Annotated in this window: 19 protein-coding genes and 1 other RNA gene; 13 read left to right on the forward strand and 7 right to left on the reverse strand. The window is 43.5% G+C overall.

Annotated elements, in window-relative coordinates:
* Positions 1-11: 11 nt before the first annotated feature.
* Positions 12-530, forward strand: a complete 519-nt coding sequence (tpx, locus tag NST45_RS16855; RefSeq protein WP_038569826.1) for a thiol peroxidase — start codon at positions 12-14, stop codon at positions 528-530.
* 189 nt (positions 531-719) lie between these two features.
* Here the strand turns inward: tpx and NST45_RS16860 are convergent, their stop codons facing one another.
* The 3 genes from NST45_RS16860 to NST45_RS16870 form a co-directional block, all read right to left on the reverse strand.
* Positions 720-1109: a DUF1499 domain-containing protein gene (locus NST45_RS16860; RefSeq protein ID WP_036689295.1), complete on the reverse strand. Its 390-nt coding sequence runs from the start codon at positions 1107-1109 to the stop codon at positions 720-722.
* A 159-nt stretch (positions 1110-1268) separates the two neighbouring features.
* Positions 1269-1460, reverse strand: a non-coding RNA gene (gene ssrS / locus NST45_RS16865) — 6S RNA.
* A 103-nt stretch (positions 1461-1563) separates the two neighbouring features.
* Positions 1564-2400: a DUF624 domain-containing protein gene (locus NST45_RS16870; protein WP_036689293.1), complete on the reverse strand. Its 837-nt coding sequence runs from the start codon at positions 2398-2400 to the stop codon at positions 1564-1566.
* Between the two features lie 186 nt (positions 2401-2586).
* On the opposite strand from NST45_RS16870, the gene NST45_RS16875 reads away from it, so the two are divergent.
* A complete protein-coding gene (locus tag NST45_RS16875) occupies positions 2587-2685 on the forward strand; it encodes a hypothetical protein (protein WP_036689290.1) in 99 nt (32 codons plus the stop codon).
* Positions 2686-2812: 127 nt separating this feature from the next.
* On the opposite strand, the gene NST45_RS16880 is transcribed toward NST45_RS16875, so the two are convergent.
* Positions 2813-4465, reverse strand: coding sequence for a DEAD/DEAH box helicase (locus tag NST45_RS16880; RefSeq protein ID WP_036689288.1), 1653 nt, complete (start codon positions 4463-4465; stop codon positions 2813-2815).
* Between the two features lie 335 nt (positions 4466-4800).
* Here NST45_RS16880 and NST45_RS16885 point away from each other — a divergent pair, with 335 nt between their 5' ends.
* From NST45_RS16885 to NST45_RS16900, 4 genes are all read left to right on the forward strand, one after another.
* A complete protein-coding gene (locus tag NST45_RS16885) occupies positions 4801-5634 on the forward strand; it encodes a YitT family protein (protein WP_076140920.1) in 834 nt (277 codons plus the stop codon).
* Between the two features lie 180 nt (positions 5635-5814).
* Positions 5815-6003 (forward strand): hypothetical protein, encoded by a 189-nt coding sequence (locus NST45_RS16890; protein ID WP_036689649.1) that lies wholly within the window; start codon positions 5815-5817, stop codon positions 6001-6003.
* Between the two features lie 231 nt (positions 6004-6234).
* The gene (locus tag NST45_RS16895) at positions 6235-7446 is read left to right on the forward strand and encodes a putative glycoside hydrolase (RefSeq protein ID WP_076098402.1); all 1212 of its coding nucleotides are present in this window, start codon (positions 6235-6237) and stop codon (positions 7444-7446) included.
* A 135-nt stretch (positions 7447-7581) separates the two neighbouring features.
* A complete protein-coding gene (locus NST45_RS16900; RefSeq protein ID WP_038569819.1) occupies positions 7582-8955 on the forward strand; it encodes an MATE family efflux transporter in 1374 nt (457 codons plus the stop codon).
* Positions 8956-9024: 69 nt separating this feature from the next.
* On the opposite strand, the gene pfkA is transcribed toward NST45_RS16900, so the two are convergent.
* Positions 9025-9996 (reverse strand): 6-phosphofructokinase, encoded by a 972-nt coding sequence (pfkA, locus tag NST45_RS16905; protein ID WP_036689277.1) that lies wholly within the window; start codon positions 9994-9996, stop codon positions 9025-9027.
* A gap of 66 nt (positions 9997-10062) precedes the next feature.
* Positions 10063-11145: a tetraprenyl-beta-curcumene synthase family protein gene (locus NST45_RS16910; RefSeq protein ID WP_036689648.1), complete on the reverse strand. Its 1083-nt coding sequence runs from the start codon at positions 11143-11145 to the stop codon at positions 10063-10065.
* A gap of 193 nt (positions 11146-11338) precedes the next feature.
* On the opposite strand from NST45_RS16910, the gene NST45_RS16915 reads away from it, so the two are divergent.
* Positions 11339-12589: an MFS transporter gene (locus tag NST45_RS16915; protein WP_076107451.1), complete on the forward strand. Its 1251-nt coding sequence runs from the start codon at positions 11339-11341 to the stop codon at positions 12587-12589.
* Positions 12590-12803: 214 nt separating this feature from the next.
* Here NST45_RS16915 and NST45_RS16920 read toward each other — a convergent pair whose 3' ends face one another.
* Entirely contained in the window at positions 12804-13001 is a 198-nt protein-coding gene (locus NST45_RS16920; RefSeq protein ID WP_036689272.1) for a cold shock domain-containing protein, read from the reverse strand.
* A gap of 173 nt (positions 13002-13174) precedes the next feature.
* Between NST45_RS16920 and NST45_RS16925 the strand changes: the two genes are divergently transcribed.
* From NST45_RS16925 to NST45_RS16950, 6 genes are all read left to right on the forward strand, one after another.
* On the forward strand, positions 13175-13408 hold the full coding sequence (locus NST45_RS16925; protein ID WP_036689271.1) for a hypothetical protein: 234 nt from the start codon (positions 13175-13177) through the stop codon (positions 13406-13408).
* A gap of 6 nt (positions 13409-13414) precedes the next feature.
* Positions 13415-13585, forward strand: coding sequence for a hypothetical protein (locus NST45_RS16930; RefSeq protein ID WP_036689267.1), 171 nt, complete (start codon positions 13415-13417; stop codon positions 13583-13585).
* A 212-nt stretch (positions 13586-13797) separates the two neighbouring features.
* Positions 13798-15588, forward strand: coding sequence for an oligoendopeptidase F (pepF, locus tag NST45_RS16935; RefSeq protein ID WP_036689265.1), 1791 nt, complete (start codon positions 13798-13800; stop codon positions 15586-15588).
* 88 nt (positions 15589-15676) lie between these two features.
* Positions 15677-15988: a lipopolysaccharide assembly protein LapA domain-containing protein gene (locus NST45_RS16940; protein WP_042126298.1), complete on the forward strand. Its 312-nt coding sequence runs from the start codon at positions 15677-15679 to the stop codon at positions 15986-15988.
* Between the two features lie 2 nt (positions 15989-15990).
* The gene (locus tag NST45_RS16945) at positions 15991-17031 is read left to right on the forward strand and encodes a M42 family metallopeptidase (RefSeq protein ID WP_036689645.1); all 1041 of its coding nucleotides are present in this window, start codon (positions 15991-15993) and stop codon (positions 17029-17031) included.
* A gap of 76 nt (positions 17032-17107) precedes the next feature.
* Positions 17108-17845, forward strand: a complete 738-nt coding sequence (locus tag NST45_RS16950; protein ID WP_256715968.1) for a hypothetical protein — start codon at positions 17108-17110, stop codon at positions 17843-17845.
* The last annotated feature ends 105 nt before the right edge of the window (positions 17846-17950 follow it).

Consider the following 17950-nt stretch of genomic DNA (forward strand, 5'->3'; position numbering starts at 1 on the left):
AAAACAAGGATATGACGCAAGAAAAAACAGGCGTAGCTACTTTTAAAGGCAACCCCATCACTCTCGTAGGACCTAAGCTAACAACTGGTGATCCTGCACCCGATTTTGTTCTGAGCAAAAATCTCCTGGAAGACGTGTCTCTAAGTGATTATGCCGGTAAAATCAAGCTGATCAGTGTTGTCCCTTCTCTTGATACCGGGGTATGTGACGCACAGACCCGCCGGTTCAACAGTGAAGCCGCAGAGCTTGGTGACGATGTGGTAATTCTCACTGTAAGCACGGACCTGCCGTTTGCCCAAGCTCGCTGGTGCGGTGCTGCCGGCATCGATCGAGTTATTACTCTATCCGATCACAAAGCAACCTCATTCGGACAAGCCTATGGTGTGCTGATTAAAGAATTCCGCTTAGATATGCGCTCCATTTTTGTTCTGGATAAGAACGACAAGATCGTATATGTTGAATATTTGAGTGAAATGACCGAGCACCCTAACTATGAAGATGCTATTGCTGCTGTGAAGAAGCTGCTCTAATTCTCCAATCAGTAGTGGTTATTACAACAATACTTAATAATCTCTGTTAAAAAAGCGGCAGAAGGTCCATCCTTCTCCCGCTTTTTTTGTAATAGAAAGATTTATCGATAACACACTGAGCAGCTCACCGTTTACGTAAACGCATTCATACTATCCCTAAGCAAGAAGGGTTTGACGGGCCTCTAAAAATCAGTCTGCTTTGTATTTTCCTAATTTTTTGTCCAAAGATGCATACAAGCGTTGAATCACACGGTAATTCGCCCCGAGATCACCAAGTGAACCTCTAGATGCAGAATACATATCTACACCACAACGAACAGGCGTCGTATTAAGCACCGATACCGTAATGTCCAGCGTACGGCCAAATGCCGTTCTCTTCTCAAGAGTAATCTCACCTACAGACTCCACTTCGTGAAGCACCTTAAATCCAGGAACTTTCTTTAAAGTCGATGAAACTTCTTCCCATGCTTTGTCTTTAGTTAGATTGTAATAACGCGTTTTTAATGTCGGATCTTTGGCGCGGTCGCTTGTTCCATCATGACTGCGGAATAAGCCAACCAAGGTTCTTTTTAACGACAAAATTCTTCCCCCTCTACAAATCCCAAGTTCATTATTCTAAGTGTAACACTCTTGTCTCAGGAACAAAAGGGTATAACTCACTTTCCCTTTATTCCAGACATACAAAAAAGCGCCCGCTCCCATTATTCACGGGAAACAGGGCGCCTTGGCTTAAACAAGAGAAAACCCGCTTATGCCGTCCGGCTACAGTGTCTTCTGAACCTGCTAGAGCAGGTGGGTGATCGCAGAAAACGTTTTTGAATTCCCCAAGTCATATAGACAGGGCGGTTCAGCTGCGCTTCGTGTAGATCTCCCAAGACATTATCATTGGTTCAAAACAACGAGTAACCGTAACGTACATCGCAGGATTTGTTATTATTATATTGCGTTTTAACGAAAAAGTAAACCTGTATGCGCTTTATTTTTACACAGGAATTAATTACCTGGAAATATCCAACGCTAATCCAGTTTTTTGTTAAATGCGTTTGGTGTCCTTTTCATCAATTTCATCCTCGTAGTCATCATCATCGTCGTCATCGTCGTCATATTCATTCCGATTGTTCAATGCTGCTGCTTCTGCTTCTTCCTGCTCTTTCAGCTTCTTCTTTTCTACTTGCAGCTGTAGCTTATTATAAGTAGCGTAGAAGTTAAAGAAGGCCGCCATTGCAATCAACGTTGGAATACAAATGAAATAAAGAGCCGGATATCTAAGACCGATATAAACAAGAACTGCGGCTGCAATCAATGTAGAGAACACACGAATTGGGCGTGCTATAGTCAGCAATATAGAATTGGTCATCACTTGCTTGAAGCCCATTTGGTAATGAACCACAATGGAAAAGAAGTTAAACATGGATACCGACAAAAGTATCATCAGCACCAACATCAAAATACCAACAATTCTGAAGTTAGGCATTTGTGTCATGTAAACTGTTACATCAACGTACATAACAACGAACATCAATGTATAGATAACTCCTCCGAGCATACTTTTTACATAGTTCTCTTTATACCCCTGAAAAAATGTACGAAAAGTTCCTACATCCGTATTCCCCATTACCCATTTACGCACTACGGTAAATAAAGCGGCTGAAGCTGGAAACACCGTAAAGGGCGCTAAAATCCCCATTGCCCAGTTCAATGTAATTTGCTCGTTCGCTCCACCTGCGCCTGTCCCTAACATAATCATCTTTAAAACACCAAAAAACAAAAACGGGGCGGAACATAGTGCCCATAAGATATTACTGCCTGCGATACGTGAAATCCATTCTGTCACGCGGTATAAGCCGCCCATTGCTCCTTTAAACTCCAATTCCCTTCCTCCTCTGTCTCTTACATACTACATATCTTAACTATACCTCATTTGACCTCCTCATTTCCATAGCCCAACTTTCTGAATTATAGACTATCGTCTATACGTAAAGCCTTTATAGTCCATATATTAGGATTGTAACCATAAGAAATACCAAAATCCCCACATTCTAAAGGAGGTTATCTCATGTCTACACCTGTTGGCTTCGGCGGTTGGACTTCTACAGGCACGATCCTCGTATTGTTTATCTTGCTCGTTATCATCACTCGTACATTCGGATACTAATATCACACAAAACAAATTCGCGCCCTACTAAGGACATAACAATTCACCAAACATCCTTATATTTCAGCAAAAAGAAGACGAGAACCGCAATGCGGCATCTCGTCTTCTTTGGCATCTTGACGAAGTATTAATTATCGAAATCTTCACGTTTTGCAGGACGAGTGCTCGTGCTGCTTGGACGAGTGTATGGTTTACGCTCTGCGCTGCGGTTTGCACCACCGTCACGAGCTGGTGCGCCATCACGGTTGCCTTTATAGCCACCGCCATAGCCGCCACTGCCGCTACCGTAGTTGCTGCCACCGCTGCTATAGCCACCACGACTACCGCCACCGTTATTATCACGGTTACCACGGTATCCGCCACCGCTACCGCTGCCACCGGAAGTACCACGGTTTCCGCCATAACCACCATTAGGTTTACGGCCACTGCGGATATCGTTTTTGCCACCACGACGTTTAGCACGAATTGGATCTTCAGGAGTCAATTCAATTGCGGAATCCTTCTTGTCGCCAGTGAGAAGCTTCATAGCTGCGGACAACAATTGTACGGAATCATATTGCTCAAGCAATTGAATAGAAATTCCTTTGTACTCGTTCAACTCTCCACTTTCTACCACTTCAAGCAAACGCTCAGCAGTAACGCGTTGTTTACCTTCAATAGCTTCAGCCATTGTTGGCAAAGGTTTACGAGTAATCCGGTGACGAGTAACACGTTCGATCAAATGCAGGTGATCAATTTCGCGTGGAGTAACGAATGACCAAGCCGTACCTTCTTTACCTGCGCGTCCTGTACGACCAATACGGTGTACATAGCTTTCAGGATCTTGTGGCAAGTCAAAGTTAATTACGTGAGTTACGCCGGATACGTCCAGACCACGTGCTGCTACGTCAGTAGCTACCAGCACGTCAATGCTGCCATCACGGAATTTACGCATTACAGCATCACGTTGGTTCTGTGACAAGTCACCATGCAATCCATCAGCAGAATATCCGCGTTTTTGCAAAGCTTCAGCAAGCTCATCAACCCGGCGCTTAGTACGTCCGAATACGATAGCTAATTCAGGTGATTCCATATCAATCAAACGACTAAGAGCTTCAAACTTTTGACGCTCAGGCACTTCCACATAAGCTTGATCAATCAGTGGGGCACTGATTTGTTTCGGAATAACGGAGACATGTTGCGGGTTGTTAAGAAATTGTTGAGCTAGGCGTTGAATGTTTGGTGGCATTGTAGCAGAGAACAACATGGTTTGACGTTCTACAGGAACGAGCTTCAGGATAGTCTGAATATCTTCCATAAAGCCCATATCCAGCATTTCATCTGCTTCATCCAATACAACGGTTTGAACATCATCCAAACGGATCGTTTTACGGTTGATGTGATCGAGCAAACGACCAGGTGTACCAATAATGATTTGTGGTTTCTTTTTCAATCCACGGATTTGACGTCCAATATCCTGTCCGCCATAAATCGCCAACGAGCGAAGACCTTTGAAACGGCTTAGTTTGCCAATTTCTTCTGACACTTGGATGGCCAACTCACGTGTTGGTGCCATAATAAGGGCCAAGATTTTTTCGTCTTCACGGTTAATCTTCGAAATGAGGGGGATACCAAAAGCAGCAGTCTTACCTGTACCAGTCTGAGCTTGACCGATCAGATCCGACCCAGTCAATGCTAATGGGATCGACTGTTCCTGTATCGGTGTTGCCTCCTCAAATCCTAACTCTGTGATTGCTTGTAGCACTTTTGGCTCCAAGCCAAATTCTGCGAATGTTTTCAAATTATTCATGCTCCTTCTATACAGTGGACATTCCACATGCTTGTCTGTATTCTTAAGTAGCGGTAAACACATTTATAGGCTGTCCAATCATGCTCTATTTTCTGCATGATATAGCGCTTTTGGGACGAAAAGCCTCCCTAATCATCAGGTACCTTGTTGTACCTGAGCAACTGTAGCTTTACATCCGATGCAATGCAAAAATACCATTGTAACGTTCTACTCAAGAATATCCTATACATTATATCACAAACACATGTGAGAATACCAGTGGGTTCCTTTCTTTTCATTGCTTTCATGTTTTATTTTTTAAAATATATATATAAGGGTGGATTTACTTGTTAAGACAGATTTTGAATTGTTTGGTTGTTTTTTTAGGGGCAGCACTGATCGCCAGTGGATTTAATCTATTTTTAATTCCACACCGTTTACTAAGTGGTGGTGTATCTGGGCTTTCCATGTTAGTGGGTTATTTCACCCCATTAAACATAAGCCTTCTATACTTGCTCTTTAATATTCCTCTGTTGGCTGCAGGCTGGTTCCAGTTAGGCCGGAGATTTATTATTATGAGCATGTTGTCTGTTGTGTTTACAACCTGGTTCTTAACGGTGATTCCCGAGTATCTGGTAGCTACAGATATGCTGCTGTCCTCTGTATTTGGCGGAGTTCTCGTTGGGATTGGCTGTGGTATCTCCTTCCGTGCAGGAGGTTCTTCCGGAGGTTTTGACATCTTGGGTTCAATTATCACTAAATACCGAGATTTCCCGGTCGGCAATGTAGTAGTAAGTTTAAATGGACTTGTTATCCTGGCGGCCGCTTATCTTGACCAGAACTGGAATTTAGCACTTTCATCAATGGTATCTATATATGTAACAGGTAAAGTGTTGGATATGATTCATATCAGCCACTTAAAGGTAACCGTATATATTGTAACAAACCGTACAGATGAATTACTGCAACATCTAATAGGCCTTCAACGAGGTGTCACAAAGATTAAAACAGAAGGCGCTTATTCTCACGTTGAAAAGGACATGCTAATGACGGTAACAACCCGCTACGAACTTGCAGAGCTGCAACGTATCATCCGCACGACAGATCCTCAAGCTTTTGTAAATATTGTTGAAACAGTTGGTGTTATGGGTTCCTTCCGGAAAGACAAAATGAGGAAATAAAAATTCCTAGTATTGGAAAATGCACCAACCTCAGAATTATGATATATTATACACACGCAGAACCCTAACAATTTCATAAAGATTGAGATTTACCCCTCTTTTTTCCAAAGCACTTCGTTTTCCGATGAACACTGAATCTATTCAGAACTATCGAAAAAGGAAAGGGTGATTTTTGTGGAAATGGAAACGGTAAAACTGTCAGCAATCGTCATGAGGTGGTATCCTGATATGATGCCGTTTCTCAAACAGGACGAATTAAATTCAGTAATCGTTCTGCGAGACGGGCTAAGTATTCTGGAACCTGCAGATGCCATGGATATTATCCATTACAGCATCTGTGAACATCAGAATTCTGCGTATCTTCAATGAGCAAGCCGCAAGAGAAGTCTTGATAGTTGCCGCCTTGGGTTCGGCCCTGTTGCCGATTTAAGGCGGCATTTACTTTTTTCATACCGTTTCGAATCCATACATCTCGTTTATAAACAACAAAGGCGGTTTTTTATTCCCAATCTGAGCTAATATTGTTACAACACTGTTCTTTTTGGGAGCAACCGTTCCTATATAATTTAGGGGAAAGTACATAAAGGGAGAGAAAAACGAATGAACATCACCTGGGCTCTACTGATGATGGCCTTGGGAAGCGTAGGCGTACAACAGAACCAACATGACGCTGAAGTGGCGATCGCTTTGAAGTCCGCCATGAATCCCCCCATCATTGCACAACAAAACAACAATTCGAATGTAGCAACTCCAGCTCCAAGCGCTTCACCTGAAGCAACAAACTCAGAAAGTATGTTACACACCGATCCACAACCAGACGCACCCAAAGTAAAAGGCATTTATGTTACCGCCTACAGTGCTGGTGGGGAACGAATGGAAAAGCTGCTTACATTGCTTGACCAAACCGAACTTAACTCAATGGTTATAGACATTAAGGACGATGCGGGTTATATCACGTATAAGACCGATAATGCCGACCTCCAGAAGCTCGGTAACCCTCAGCCTTTTATTGGAGATATCAATAAGTTAATGGAACGTTTGAAGAAACATGATGTTTATCCTATCGCCCGGATTGTTGTTTTTAAAGATTCTATTCTTGCCAAGAAGAACCCGCAGATGTCTTTTGTTAATACTGACGGCACTGTATGGAAGAATAAGGGCGGCGACAGCTTTGTTAATCCTTATAATGAAGATGTGTGGAAATACAATGTGGATATCGCCAAGGAAGCTGTTAAGCTCGGCTTCAAAGAAATTCAGTTCGACTATGTTCGCTTTCCGGAAGGATTCGAAAAACGTGCTGATACCCTTAAATACACTAAAACCACTGACTCACGCGTAGAAATCGTATCTAATTTTGTTAAATATGCCAAAGCAGAGCTAGCTCCACTTGGTGTCCGTGTGTCCGTAGATATTTTTGGATATGCCGCATCTGCCCCTGCTGAGGGTATCGGCCAGGACTTTGTTAAAATATCCAAGAATGTGGATGTTATCAGTCCAATGGTTTATCCAAGCCACTATTCAACGGGATGGTTTGGCGTGAAAGAGCCCGACTTAGATCCTTACGCTACAATCAAAGGTTCCATGGTTGATACACATAAGAAACTTGATCCACTGGGCAGCTATAAACCCGTTATTCGACCTTGGATTCAAGACTTTACAGCAAGCTGGCTCGGAAGTGGTCATTATGTGAAATATGGTAAAAAACAGGTGGAAGATCAAATCCGCGCTTTAAAAGATGAGAACGTGGATGAGTTCCTTCTATGGAACGCCAACAATCGCTATACTGCCGATGTTGATTACGAAAAACAATGAATACAGCCCTTATTATTTATAGCTGATCTGATATACGTATGCTAAAGACCCGGCGTCTGCCGGGTCTTTTAACGGAAACTTATTGAACTATTTAACCTATTCCTTGAAAAACCATAAAGAATGAGGCACATAATTATGATACAGACCACCTCTTTAAAACAAAAGGCAGGACAATTTTTTCATATTTTATTCCCAATCCTTGTTACACAAATTGCTTTATCCGCGATCACCTTCTTTGATACTAATATGTCCGGTAAATTCGGAACCGTCGATCTGGCAGGAGTTGCGATAGGAACTAGTCTTTGGATTCCAATCCAAACCGGTCTCAGCGGTATTCTTATGGGGATCACACCTATTGTTTCACAGCTCATCGGGAGCAAAAAGGATAAGGATGTTGCCTTTCAAGTCACACAAGGTATTTGGCTGTCACTGATTGTTTCGATCATCGTCTTGCTAATTGGCAGCTTTGCCTTGTCACCTATTCTTAATTTTATGAACTTGGAGTCTGGTGTAAGAGATGTTGCTTTCCGCTTTCTCAGTGCTATTTCGTTCGGAATTATCCCCCTGTTTGGATATACGGTACTTCGTAGCTGTATAGACGCTTTAGGGCAAACACGCGTATCCATGTGTATTACACTAATAGCTTTGCCTGTAAATGTAGGTTTGAACTATTTGCTCATCTTCGGGAACTTCGGATTCCCTCGTCTCGGGGGCGTTGGTGCTGGGGTCGCTTCAGCTATTACCTATTGGGTTATATTTGCCGTTGCTCTACTGTTCATATATCGTTCTCAGGCCTTTGTAAATCTCAGATTATTCCGTAAGTTCTATTTTATATCGTTAAACAGCATTAAAGATTTGCTCAAAATCGGAGTACCCATCGGTTTCTCGATTTTTTTCGAAACAGCTGTCTTTTCCGCTGTAACCTTGTTAATGAGCCGATTTGATACCGTAACAATTGCCGCGCATCAGGCAGCAATCAATTTTGCAACAACACTTTATATGATTCCGCTCAGTATTTGCATCAGCCTTACCATCCTCGTCGGCTTCGAGACCGGGTCTGGCAGACAAAAGGATGCACGCCAATATGCCATAATGGGTATCGGACTGGCGGCAATCCTTTCACTGGCCACAGCTTTATTACTCTTGTTTGCCGGAAATCATGTAGCTGGTCTATATTCAGATGAACCCGATGTCATCTCGTTAATTCAGCATTTCCTGATCTATGCAATCTTTTTTCAAATCTCAGATGCGATTGCTACACCTACTCAAGGTGCGCTTCGCGGATATAAGGATGTTAACCCAGCCTTTATCATTTGTTTTATTGCCTATTGGGTAATTGGCTTACCTACAGGTTATGTACTTGCAACTTACACAGATCTAGGAGCATTCGGCTACTGGATTGGTCTTATCACCGGTCTTGCCATCGGTGCGACCCTGCTATTGTCTCGGCTTATCAAGGTTCAAAGACGTTATGCCGCACAATACGCACAGGAACAACTTCAGAGTTAACGATCCATATTACACAAAAAAGGAACAGTGCGAATCTCGCAGCTGTTCCTTTTTATATATAGTCGCTAATTATTGGGAAAGACGGGAAGCCAGCTCATACAGCTCCAGGTCAAAGCCCTTTTTCGTATTTACTACGAGATCAATATCCGTAAGGGTTAATTCACCTTTGATGATACCACAAGCCTTGTCGGATTCACCTTCGATTAGCTTACGTACGGCAAAATCGCCAAGACGGCTAGCCAGATTCCGGTCTCCAGGAGTTGGTGTTCCACCACGTTGGATATGTCCGAGTACAGTAACACGCGCATCCAGAGAAGCATGACGGTCTTTCAGAGCTTGAGCCACATCTTCACCTTTGCCAACGCCTTCGGCAACAATTACGATACTGTGGCGTTTACCTCTGATAAAATTATCGCGCATCCGGTCAGCAACTTCATTCAAATCATAAGGCATTTCCGGCACAAGGATTGTTTCTGCTCCGGAAGCCAGTCCAGCATGCAGCGCGATATCGCCACAGTGGCGTCCCATAACCTCTACAATCGAAGAACGTTCATGGGAGGACATAGTGTCACGCAACTTGTTAATAGCGTCTACAACAACGCCAACCGCTGTATCAAACCCGATAGTGTAGTCTGTGAAGGAGATATCGTTATCAATCGTACCTGGCAAAGCCATAGTCTTGATACCGAGTTTACTTAATTTGTTAGCTCCTTTATAGGAACCATCTCCACCGATAACTACTAGACCATCGATACCCAGTTCATTAAGGATATCCGCGCCTTTTTGCTGTCCTTCCGGTTTCGTGAACTCCAGACATCTTGCAGACTGCAGAACAGTACCGCCACGTTGAATAATATCTCCTACACTGCGAAGATCCATTGGGAAGATATCGCGATTCAGCAGACCTTGATAACCACGTTGCACCCCAAATACCTCAATACCGAAATAAAGTGCGCTTCTTACAACCGCACGAACAGCGGCGTTCATTCCCTGTGAATCTCCACCACTAGTCAATACTGCGATTTTTTGAATTTTAGACATTCTGTTGTTCCTCCTTAAAATTGTGCGAAGCCTGATACTTCTTATAAAAATAACTTCGCGACATGGTTACAAAAAGCGTTTGCGTATCCAACGGCTGTTAGCGAAGAAGAACAGTCTTGTAAGCGGACTGCCTTTCATCAGGCTTTTAGATACAGAGCGAACTTCCCGCTGTTCGCTAACTTTCGGATCAGATAAATAAAGTGCCAGCAATCCCTCAATCACCATACGATGCATCGAAGACTCTGGAAGATTACGAACATCCTTACGGGCCCACTCAACCATTGCAGCGATCCGACTCAGCATGGTATCCGTGTCATCATAATAATTGCAGAAATTAAGATCACCGCCTGCTCGGTCCTCTTCCTGATCAATCAGATAATCCAGCATAATGTGCAGACCACATACATGCGGAAAATACGCGGCTCGAATCGAAGCCGCAGAAGCTTGGTTCAGCTTCGGATCACATGCGGATAGAAATAACATAAATACACCTAGCGTTGATCCCGTTGCAGCCGAAAATTCATTCCATTGCAGATGTGGTGCTCGACTGCCCTGTTCCTCCCACCACTCCTTCAGGGCTGTTTCCCTGAGTTCCGGGCGGATGTGCTTATACACTTGTAAATCTGTATAGAGCACAGCCAGTTCTCGAATCTCCGCTGCAGCAGCGGAATAACCTGGCAACAAAGAAATCATCTCTTGGCATTTGCGAACCAGCCTGTACAAATATCCGCCGTCATTCTGTTCACTTCGAAGCGCATAATAATTACCTGGCTCAGCATTTGGATCAATAGCATCCAGCATAGATTGATGCAGCAGCCTGAAATCTGCAGGATCAAGCGAAGTACTGCGATCACATAAGTTGTCCAGATAATCACTGATAGTTTGATAAGCAACAATTAGCGGAATCAGTATATGTTTCATCGATAAATTGCCGGCGGCATAAATACCACCGCCTATGCAATGAAACTCTTTAGTTTCAATGCTGGCAAGTGCTTGCTTCCGGAGCTCGGGATCGGGAATCCCGTTCGCATCTTGGCGCCAGAAATGGAGACATTCTCTCACTTCCGGCAGCACGTACTTATAGACCCTGTTCATAAGTCCCAGTGGACCACGCGGGCTAAGGTAACGGCCTTGCTCTAATTCACTCAATGACAGTGCCTCCACATTGTTGTCTCCTTATCCAAATCACCACTTATTATAATATGATCAGGCGTATTTGTACAAACAACAAAATCACTTTCGTAAAATCATGAAAGATTCAGAAATACAGCAGTTTTTAAAAACATCTCCCCATTGCTTTATGCTATACTAGGCATATTTCAATTTCGGAGGAGTGCAATCCATGTTTTCAAAACGGACCGGCAGCCTTTACAGCGATCAAAACTGGCTGCGTTCCTTTCTCTTTACCATATATGGTACCAGCGTCCTTGTAGTATCCTACTTTCCTTTATTCTACACACATTTAGGGTTTAGCAGTTCTCAGATAGGCTACTTGTATTCCCTCGGCCCCCTTATCTCCATCCTATCCAATCTATTCTGGAGTATGATAAGCGATAAGTTAGGCACCATTCGAAAGATCATGTTCATATTACTTGCGGGTCAATTAGTAACTGGTCTTCTATTAGCCAGAGCGACGGAATTTTCATCTGTCATGCTTATTTTGTCCTTCTTCTACTTCTTCTATTACCCAGTTTTTCCGCTTGCCGATACAATGGCTATCAAAGTTGCCGAAAGACACGGACGGAACTTCATTACCATTCGCGTTTTTGGCTCCTTAGGCTATTCTTTCTTTGCTCTAACCGTTGGCTATGCATTAAGAGCATTGGGCTCTACTTGGAGCTTGACCCTATGTATCATCATCATTATTGCTGCACTTTTAATTACCCTAGGACTTAAGGATGTTAAAAGACCTGCTGTTATAGAAACAACGAATCAAGATAAGGACACAGCTGAAGCTGATAATAGCAAAAATGGACTTAAAGATATATTGTTGCAAAAAGAGGTGCTGTGGTTCTTCGGGTGTGTGTTTGTACTCGCGTTAGGCCATAGAATGAACGAAGCCTTTCTGACGATCAGTCTAAAACAACTAGGCGCTGGTGAGGAAATCATTGGCTGGGCACTGCTCGCGTCAGCTCTTAGTGAGATCCCTGTATTATTTATCCTCAGCAGATACGGCGACAAATTCAAAGAATTGCCCTTGCTGGCCTTGGGGAGTCTGATGTATGCTCTGCGTTTTCTTTTGATGTCCCTAGCGGATCATCCAGGCTCAATGATTGCCATTCAAGCCATGCACAGTATATCATTTGGTGTTTTTTATGTAACATCTGTCCGTTATATCACCCGGATTATTCCGGATCGCCTTCGGGCAACAGGTCTTGCCATTTTCACCGTCGTTTGGTCAAGTGCGTCTGGGCTGCTTAGCGGTACCTTTGGCGGCATTATTTATCAAGAGGCGGGGCGTTATATTTTTTATATAGTGGCTACGGGTTTCAGCTTACTCGCTTTTGCAGGGTTTCTGGGACAGCATTTATTGAAATCCAACCTGGATCCGATCAATTATTTCAGAAAAAAGAACAAAAAAGCCTCCCTATAATTAGGGTTGGTATTATTTCATAATACAAAAAGGTCGTTGCACTCCCCTTCACTGGAGTGTAACGACCTTTTTCATTTTGGATAACTTCTATAGTGGGCGTAAAAAAACACAGTTCCCGAAAGAACTGTGTTCTGTAAGTTGGTAACCACTCTTGCAAGGGCTTGCCAAGTAAATTATATATTTGTAGCAGACAGCTTAACTGTCCTGCTGTTTCTTATAATTTTACTACGTTTTCAGCTTGCGGTCCACGACTACCATCAGTGATGTCGAATTCTACTTCTTGACCTTCGTCCAAAGTCTTGAATCCTTCACCTTGAATTGCTGAGAAGTGTACGAATACATCTTCGCCGCCTTCTACTTGAAGAAAACCATAACCTTTTTCTGCGTTAAACCATTTTACTGTACCTTTCAATTGAACAACCTCCTAAAAATAACCGCCATATATGGCGTATAACTATAGTATACTGCAATCTTCTGTTCAAATCAATCAAACCCAACCCTTAATATATGATTTAATTTGCTTTTCCCTTCTCCAGTGCGTTATCATTGAGCCAAAAGCCAAAAATCGCCAGGGTGGTAATGATAATGATCAAAAAACATGAAATATACAAAACAGACAAATGGAATATGATGACGGTAGAAGTTCAAGGCCGCTACATTGTACTCCGCGAAATTTCCGATCAATGGGGAGAAGAAACACATACCTTCCTGAGTCGTCCAGCGATGATGCAATGGGTGAATAACCGCTTCAACAAAGAATCTTATAAAGACAATGAAGAAGAGTACAAAAACATCATTGCAGCTTTCAAACAGGTATAACAGGAAATGAATAACGAAAATCTCACGATTTATGTTGTCCTAGTCCTCTGTCTAGGCGCAGTATTAATTATGACCAAGGATCGTGTCCCGCCGAAATTAAAGCGGGGCATGGCCATGGCTGCGGTCGTAATGATTCTGTTTGCTTTCATCTTTGTTATTTATAGCTTGTTGGCATAACTACCATATAAAGAAGACTAAATATTAATAATCAGGACTTAGCAGGACATAATAAGCTGACTCTACTTTTCAAAGAGGAGGACGTCATGCCTATTACACTCAAGTCCATCCCTCTTCTACTTGTGCTCAGCTTGCTACCGGGTGAAATATCATCCACAGTATTGCCGAGGGAGATTATGCCTACTACATCTCATCATTCTAGGAGGGTTTCTATGGAACAATTATTGAAGAGAAGTGAAGTACCTGCTGAGAATCGTTGGAAGCTTGAAGATATATTTGCCTCTCAGAAGGATTGGGATGCAGAATATGCTGAAGCTAAATCACTGATCAAAAAAGCTGCTGATTTCCAAGGTAAACTTGATTCCGCAGAAGCTGTGAAACAATGTTTTGAGCTGGATGACAAGCTGTCCGTCTCCACTGAGCGACTCTTTGTCTATGCTCATATGCGTCAGGATGAAGACACTGCTAATCCTGAATATCAAGCTTTGTCCTCCAAAGCGAAGAAGCTTGGGATCGAAGCAGGCGAAGCCTTTTCTTTTGTAACCCCAGAAATCTTGGCACTGCCTATTGAGAAGCTGGATCAATTTATTGCTGATCCTGAACTGTCCGCTTACACCTTCACTTTAAAAGAGATGAAACGTGAGAAAGCGCATGTATTGTCCAAGGCTGAGGAAGCTCTGCTTGCCCAAGTTGGAAACCTAGCACAAGCGCCTCAGAACATTTTTAGTATGCTGAACAACGCAGATCTGAAATTCCCTAAGATTAAAGATGAAGATGGCAAAGAGGTCGAGCTGACTCACGGCAACTATATCAAGTTCTTGGAAAGCTCCGATCGCGAGGTTCGCCGAAATGCTTTTAAAGCAGTCTATGACACCTATCGTAAGCAAAAAAACACCATCGCAGCAACGCTTAGCGCCAATGTGAACAAAAACGTCTTTTTCTCACACGTCCGCAAGTATCCATCTGTAATGGAAATGTCTCTTTACGGTGATAACATTCCAAAAGAGGTATATACCAACCTGATCGATACGATTCATGAGAGTCTTCCTTTAATGCACCGTTACATGAAGTTGCGTCAAAAGCTGCTTGGTGTGGATGAGTTACATATGTATGACCTATTTGCACCACTAGTAGATGAATATAAGCTGGATATCACGTACGAAGAAGCGAAGAAAATTACCAAAGAAGGCCTCAAACCGCTGGGTGAAGATTATCTGAATGTGCTGCAAAAAGGCTACGACAATGGCTGGATTGATGTCTATGAGAACGAGAATAAACGCTCTGGAGCTTACAGCTGGGGCCCTTATGGCACACACCCATACGTCCTGCTGAACCATAACGATAATCTGAACAGTATGTTTACTCTGGCACATGAGATGGGTCATGCTCTACACTCTTATTTTTCAGACAACGCTCTGAACTATCGGGATGCACAGTATACCATTTTCCTTGCAGAGGTTGCCTCGACTACCAATGAAGCTTTGCTTATGGATTATCTACTCAAAAAGTCTACAGATCCTAAGGAAAAAATGTATCTGCTCACCTACTATGCCGATCAGTTCCGGACAACGATTTTCCGGCAAACGATGTTCGCAGAATTCGAAAAGATCATTCATCAGCGTGTTGAAGAGGGCGATTCGCTTACCCCACAAGATCTTTCGAGTATCTACTACGACCTGAATGTCAAATACTACGGCAAAGAAATGGTTGTAGATCAGGATATCGAGATGGAATGGGCACGAATTCCGCATTTCTATAACAGCTTCTATGTTTACAAATATGCAACAGGCTTCTCGGCAGCGACTAGCTTTGCCAAACAAATCCTTGAAGAAGGTAAACCGGCGGTAGATCGTTACCTCGGCTTCCTGAAGAGCGGTGGCAGTGATTACTCCATCAATATTTTGTCAAAAGCAGGCGTTGACATGTCGTCTCCTGAGCCGATTCGCGAAGCGATGAGTGTGTTCGAAAGTGTTATCGCGCAAATGGAACAGTTGACCAAATAAGGCAGAGAGCTTAGTATTACATTAATCCCTTGCCCTATCTGGGCAGGGGATTTTATATTGTTATATCCCCCTGAGGAGGAAGAATTCAATGAGAATTCAATGGTCACTAATTGCGGGTCTAATCTTCGCGCTGCTAACCGCCATATTCGCAGTCATCAACGTTGATCCCGTTCAAGTCAATTTCGGTTTTGATGTGGTTAATATACCACTTATACTCGTTATTCTTGGCTGCGCGTTAATTGGCGGAATCATCGTGGGCTCTTACGGCATTTTTCGTCAATACAAACTACAAAAGCAAATTAAAAGCTTAACTGCTGAGCTTACCAAGCTTCGTGATGCCGACACTTCACTGGATTCTTTTAACACAGACAATGATGGCTTAACAGGAGGGCTTAACTAATGATTACCATTCAACCTAATGAAGACTACATACTTTCCATCCTAAAAAAATTACTCGATACCCCCAGCCCAAGCGGTTTCACCGCACAGGTAATGACACTAGTTGCTGAAGAAGCAGCTGCGCTGAACATACCTTTAAGCTGGAATGAAAAAGGCGGCGTAATTCTTAACGTCCCGGGCCTAGATCCCTCTCGTACTATTGGCATCAGCGCTCACGTGGATACACTTGGTGCCATGGTCCGCTCGATTAAAGCTAATGGTACACTGCGTCTGACCTCTGTGGGTGGCTTCGCCATGCACAGCATTGAGAATGAATACTGCACGATCCATACCCGTAGCGGCAAAACTTATACAGGAACCATCTTAACCAGCCATCCATCTGTTCACGTATATCCAGACGCTCGTGACTTCAAACGATCAGAGGAGAACATGGAAGTACGTATTGATGAGCTGGTATCTTCTAAAGAAGACGTACTCAAGCTTGGCATTTCCGTCGGAGATTTCATTTCTTTCGATGCACGTGCAGTGATTACGCCTAGCGGCTACATTAAATCCCGTCATTTAGATGACAAGGCAAGCGTGGCTGCCCTTCTCGGATTGCTGGAAAGTATTAAACGTGAAGGCTGGAAACCTCTCCACAACCTTTCTTTCCTCATCTCTAACTACGAGGAAGTGGGACATGGTACAGCTTGGATTCCTGGTGAAATCAATGAAATGATTGCTGTCGATATGGGTGCCATGGGTGATGATCTCAGCTGTAAAGAAACCGATGTATCCATCTGTGCTAAAGACTCTTCCGGCCCTTACGATTATGTTATGACAGGTCGTTTGATTGAACTGGCAGAAGCACTAGCAATTCCTTATGCCGTTGATATTTATCCTATGTACGGCTCCGATGCTTCCGCAGCGCTCAGAGGCGGAAACAATATCCGTGCAGCATTGATTGGCCCAGGTGTACATGCCTCTCACTCCATGGAACGTACGCATAAGCAAGCTGTAGTGAACACTGCTAAGCTTCTCGCTGCTTATGTGGGGACAAACTGAGGGTAGCTCTGGCAAGCTGAACCAGCTCTGGAGGCGCAGACAGGGACTTATCGTCTCACTTCTGGTGTTATTGATAGTGGGGTTAGCGCTATCGTTGTTTCTGGTATTTAGAAATCATAAGGAAGATCCCTTTAAAGGTCTTCCTCACGCCTATAGCTTTTTGGAAACAGTGAGTACAGATAACGTGCAGCTCTATATGATGTCACTTTCACCTGAGGATATTAAGCTCAGGGCCGCGGGTGTCCCTTTACGGCAAGTTAATGCATATGGGATTAACGGTGGTTTTTTCTATCAAGATGCGCTTTTATCCATGGCTATCATGAATGATACTCCAGTCAACGGAGCCCAGAAGGGTTATGGGTCTGGCTGGTTCAATGCTAAGTACGCACGTGGAACCCTTGTCTGGGATGGTGCCAGCCGTAGCTTCTCCGTACAGGTTGTCTCTTCTGGAGAAGAATTGAAGATTACTGATCGCCAGCATTATTTTGCGCAAGGTGGCATTAGTATGAATCTGGGACACGAAGACTTATGGGAAGCGGCAGTAGCTGAAGAGCATCTTCCTTACGCTGATGAGAAACGCCTGCGCTCAGGCATGGTGTATGACAACACAGGAAAGCTCTGGCTGATTGTTACCCCAACGCTCTCAACAGCGGCAGAGTTCCGTTCAGCGATCCTCCAGACAGTTCCTGCTAAGGGTCTGGAAGGCATCTTCTTGGACGGAGATGGCTCTTCCCAGATGAATGCGAAGGAAATCATTGTACCTGGCGATTCTCGGTCTGTAGTACAAATGATTGCTGTGGACGGAACGATATAAATAAGTAGAAAAATAAAAGAGTAGAATTCTCCAATTAGTGGAGGATCCTACTCTTTTTTTATTGGTGGTTCGCTTGTTCTTCAACAGACATTGCCGGAATTTCCG

Source organism: Paenibacillus sp. FSL R7-0163, from assembly GCF_037969975.1.
GTDB classification, from domain to species: domain Bacteria; phylum Bacillota; class Bacilli; order Paenibacillales; family Paenibacillaceae; genus Paenibacillus_AQ; species Paenibacillus_AQ odorifer.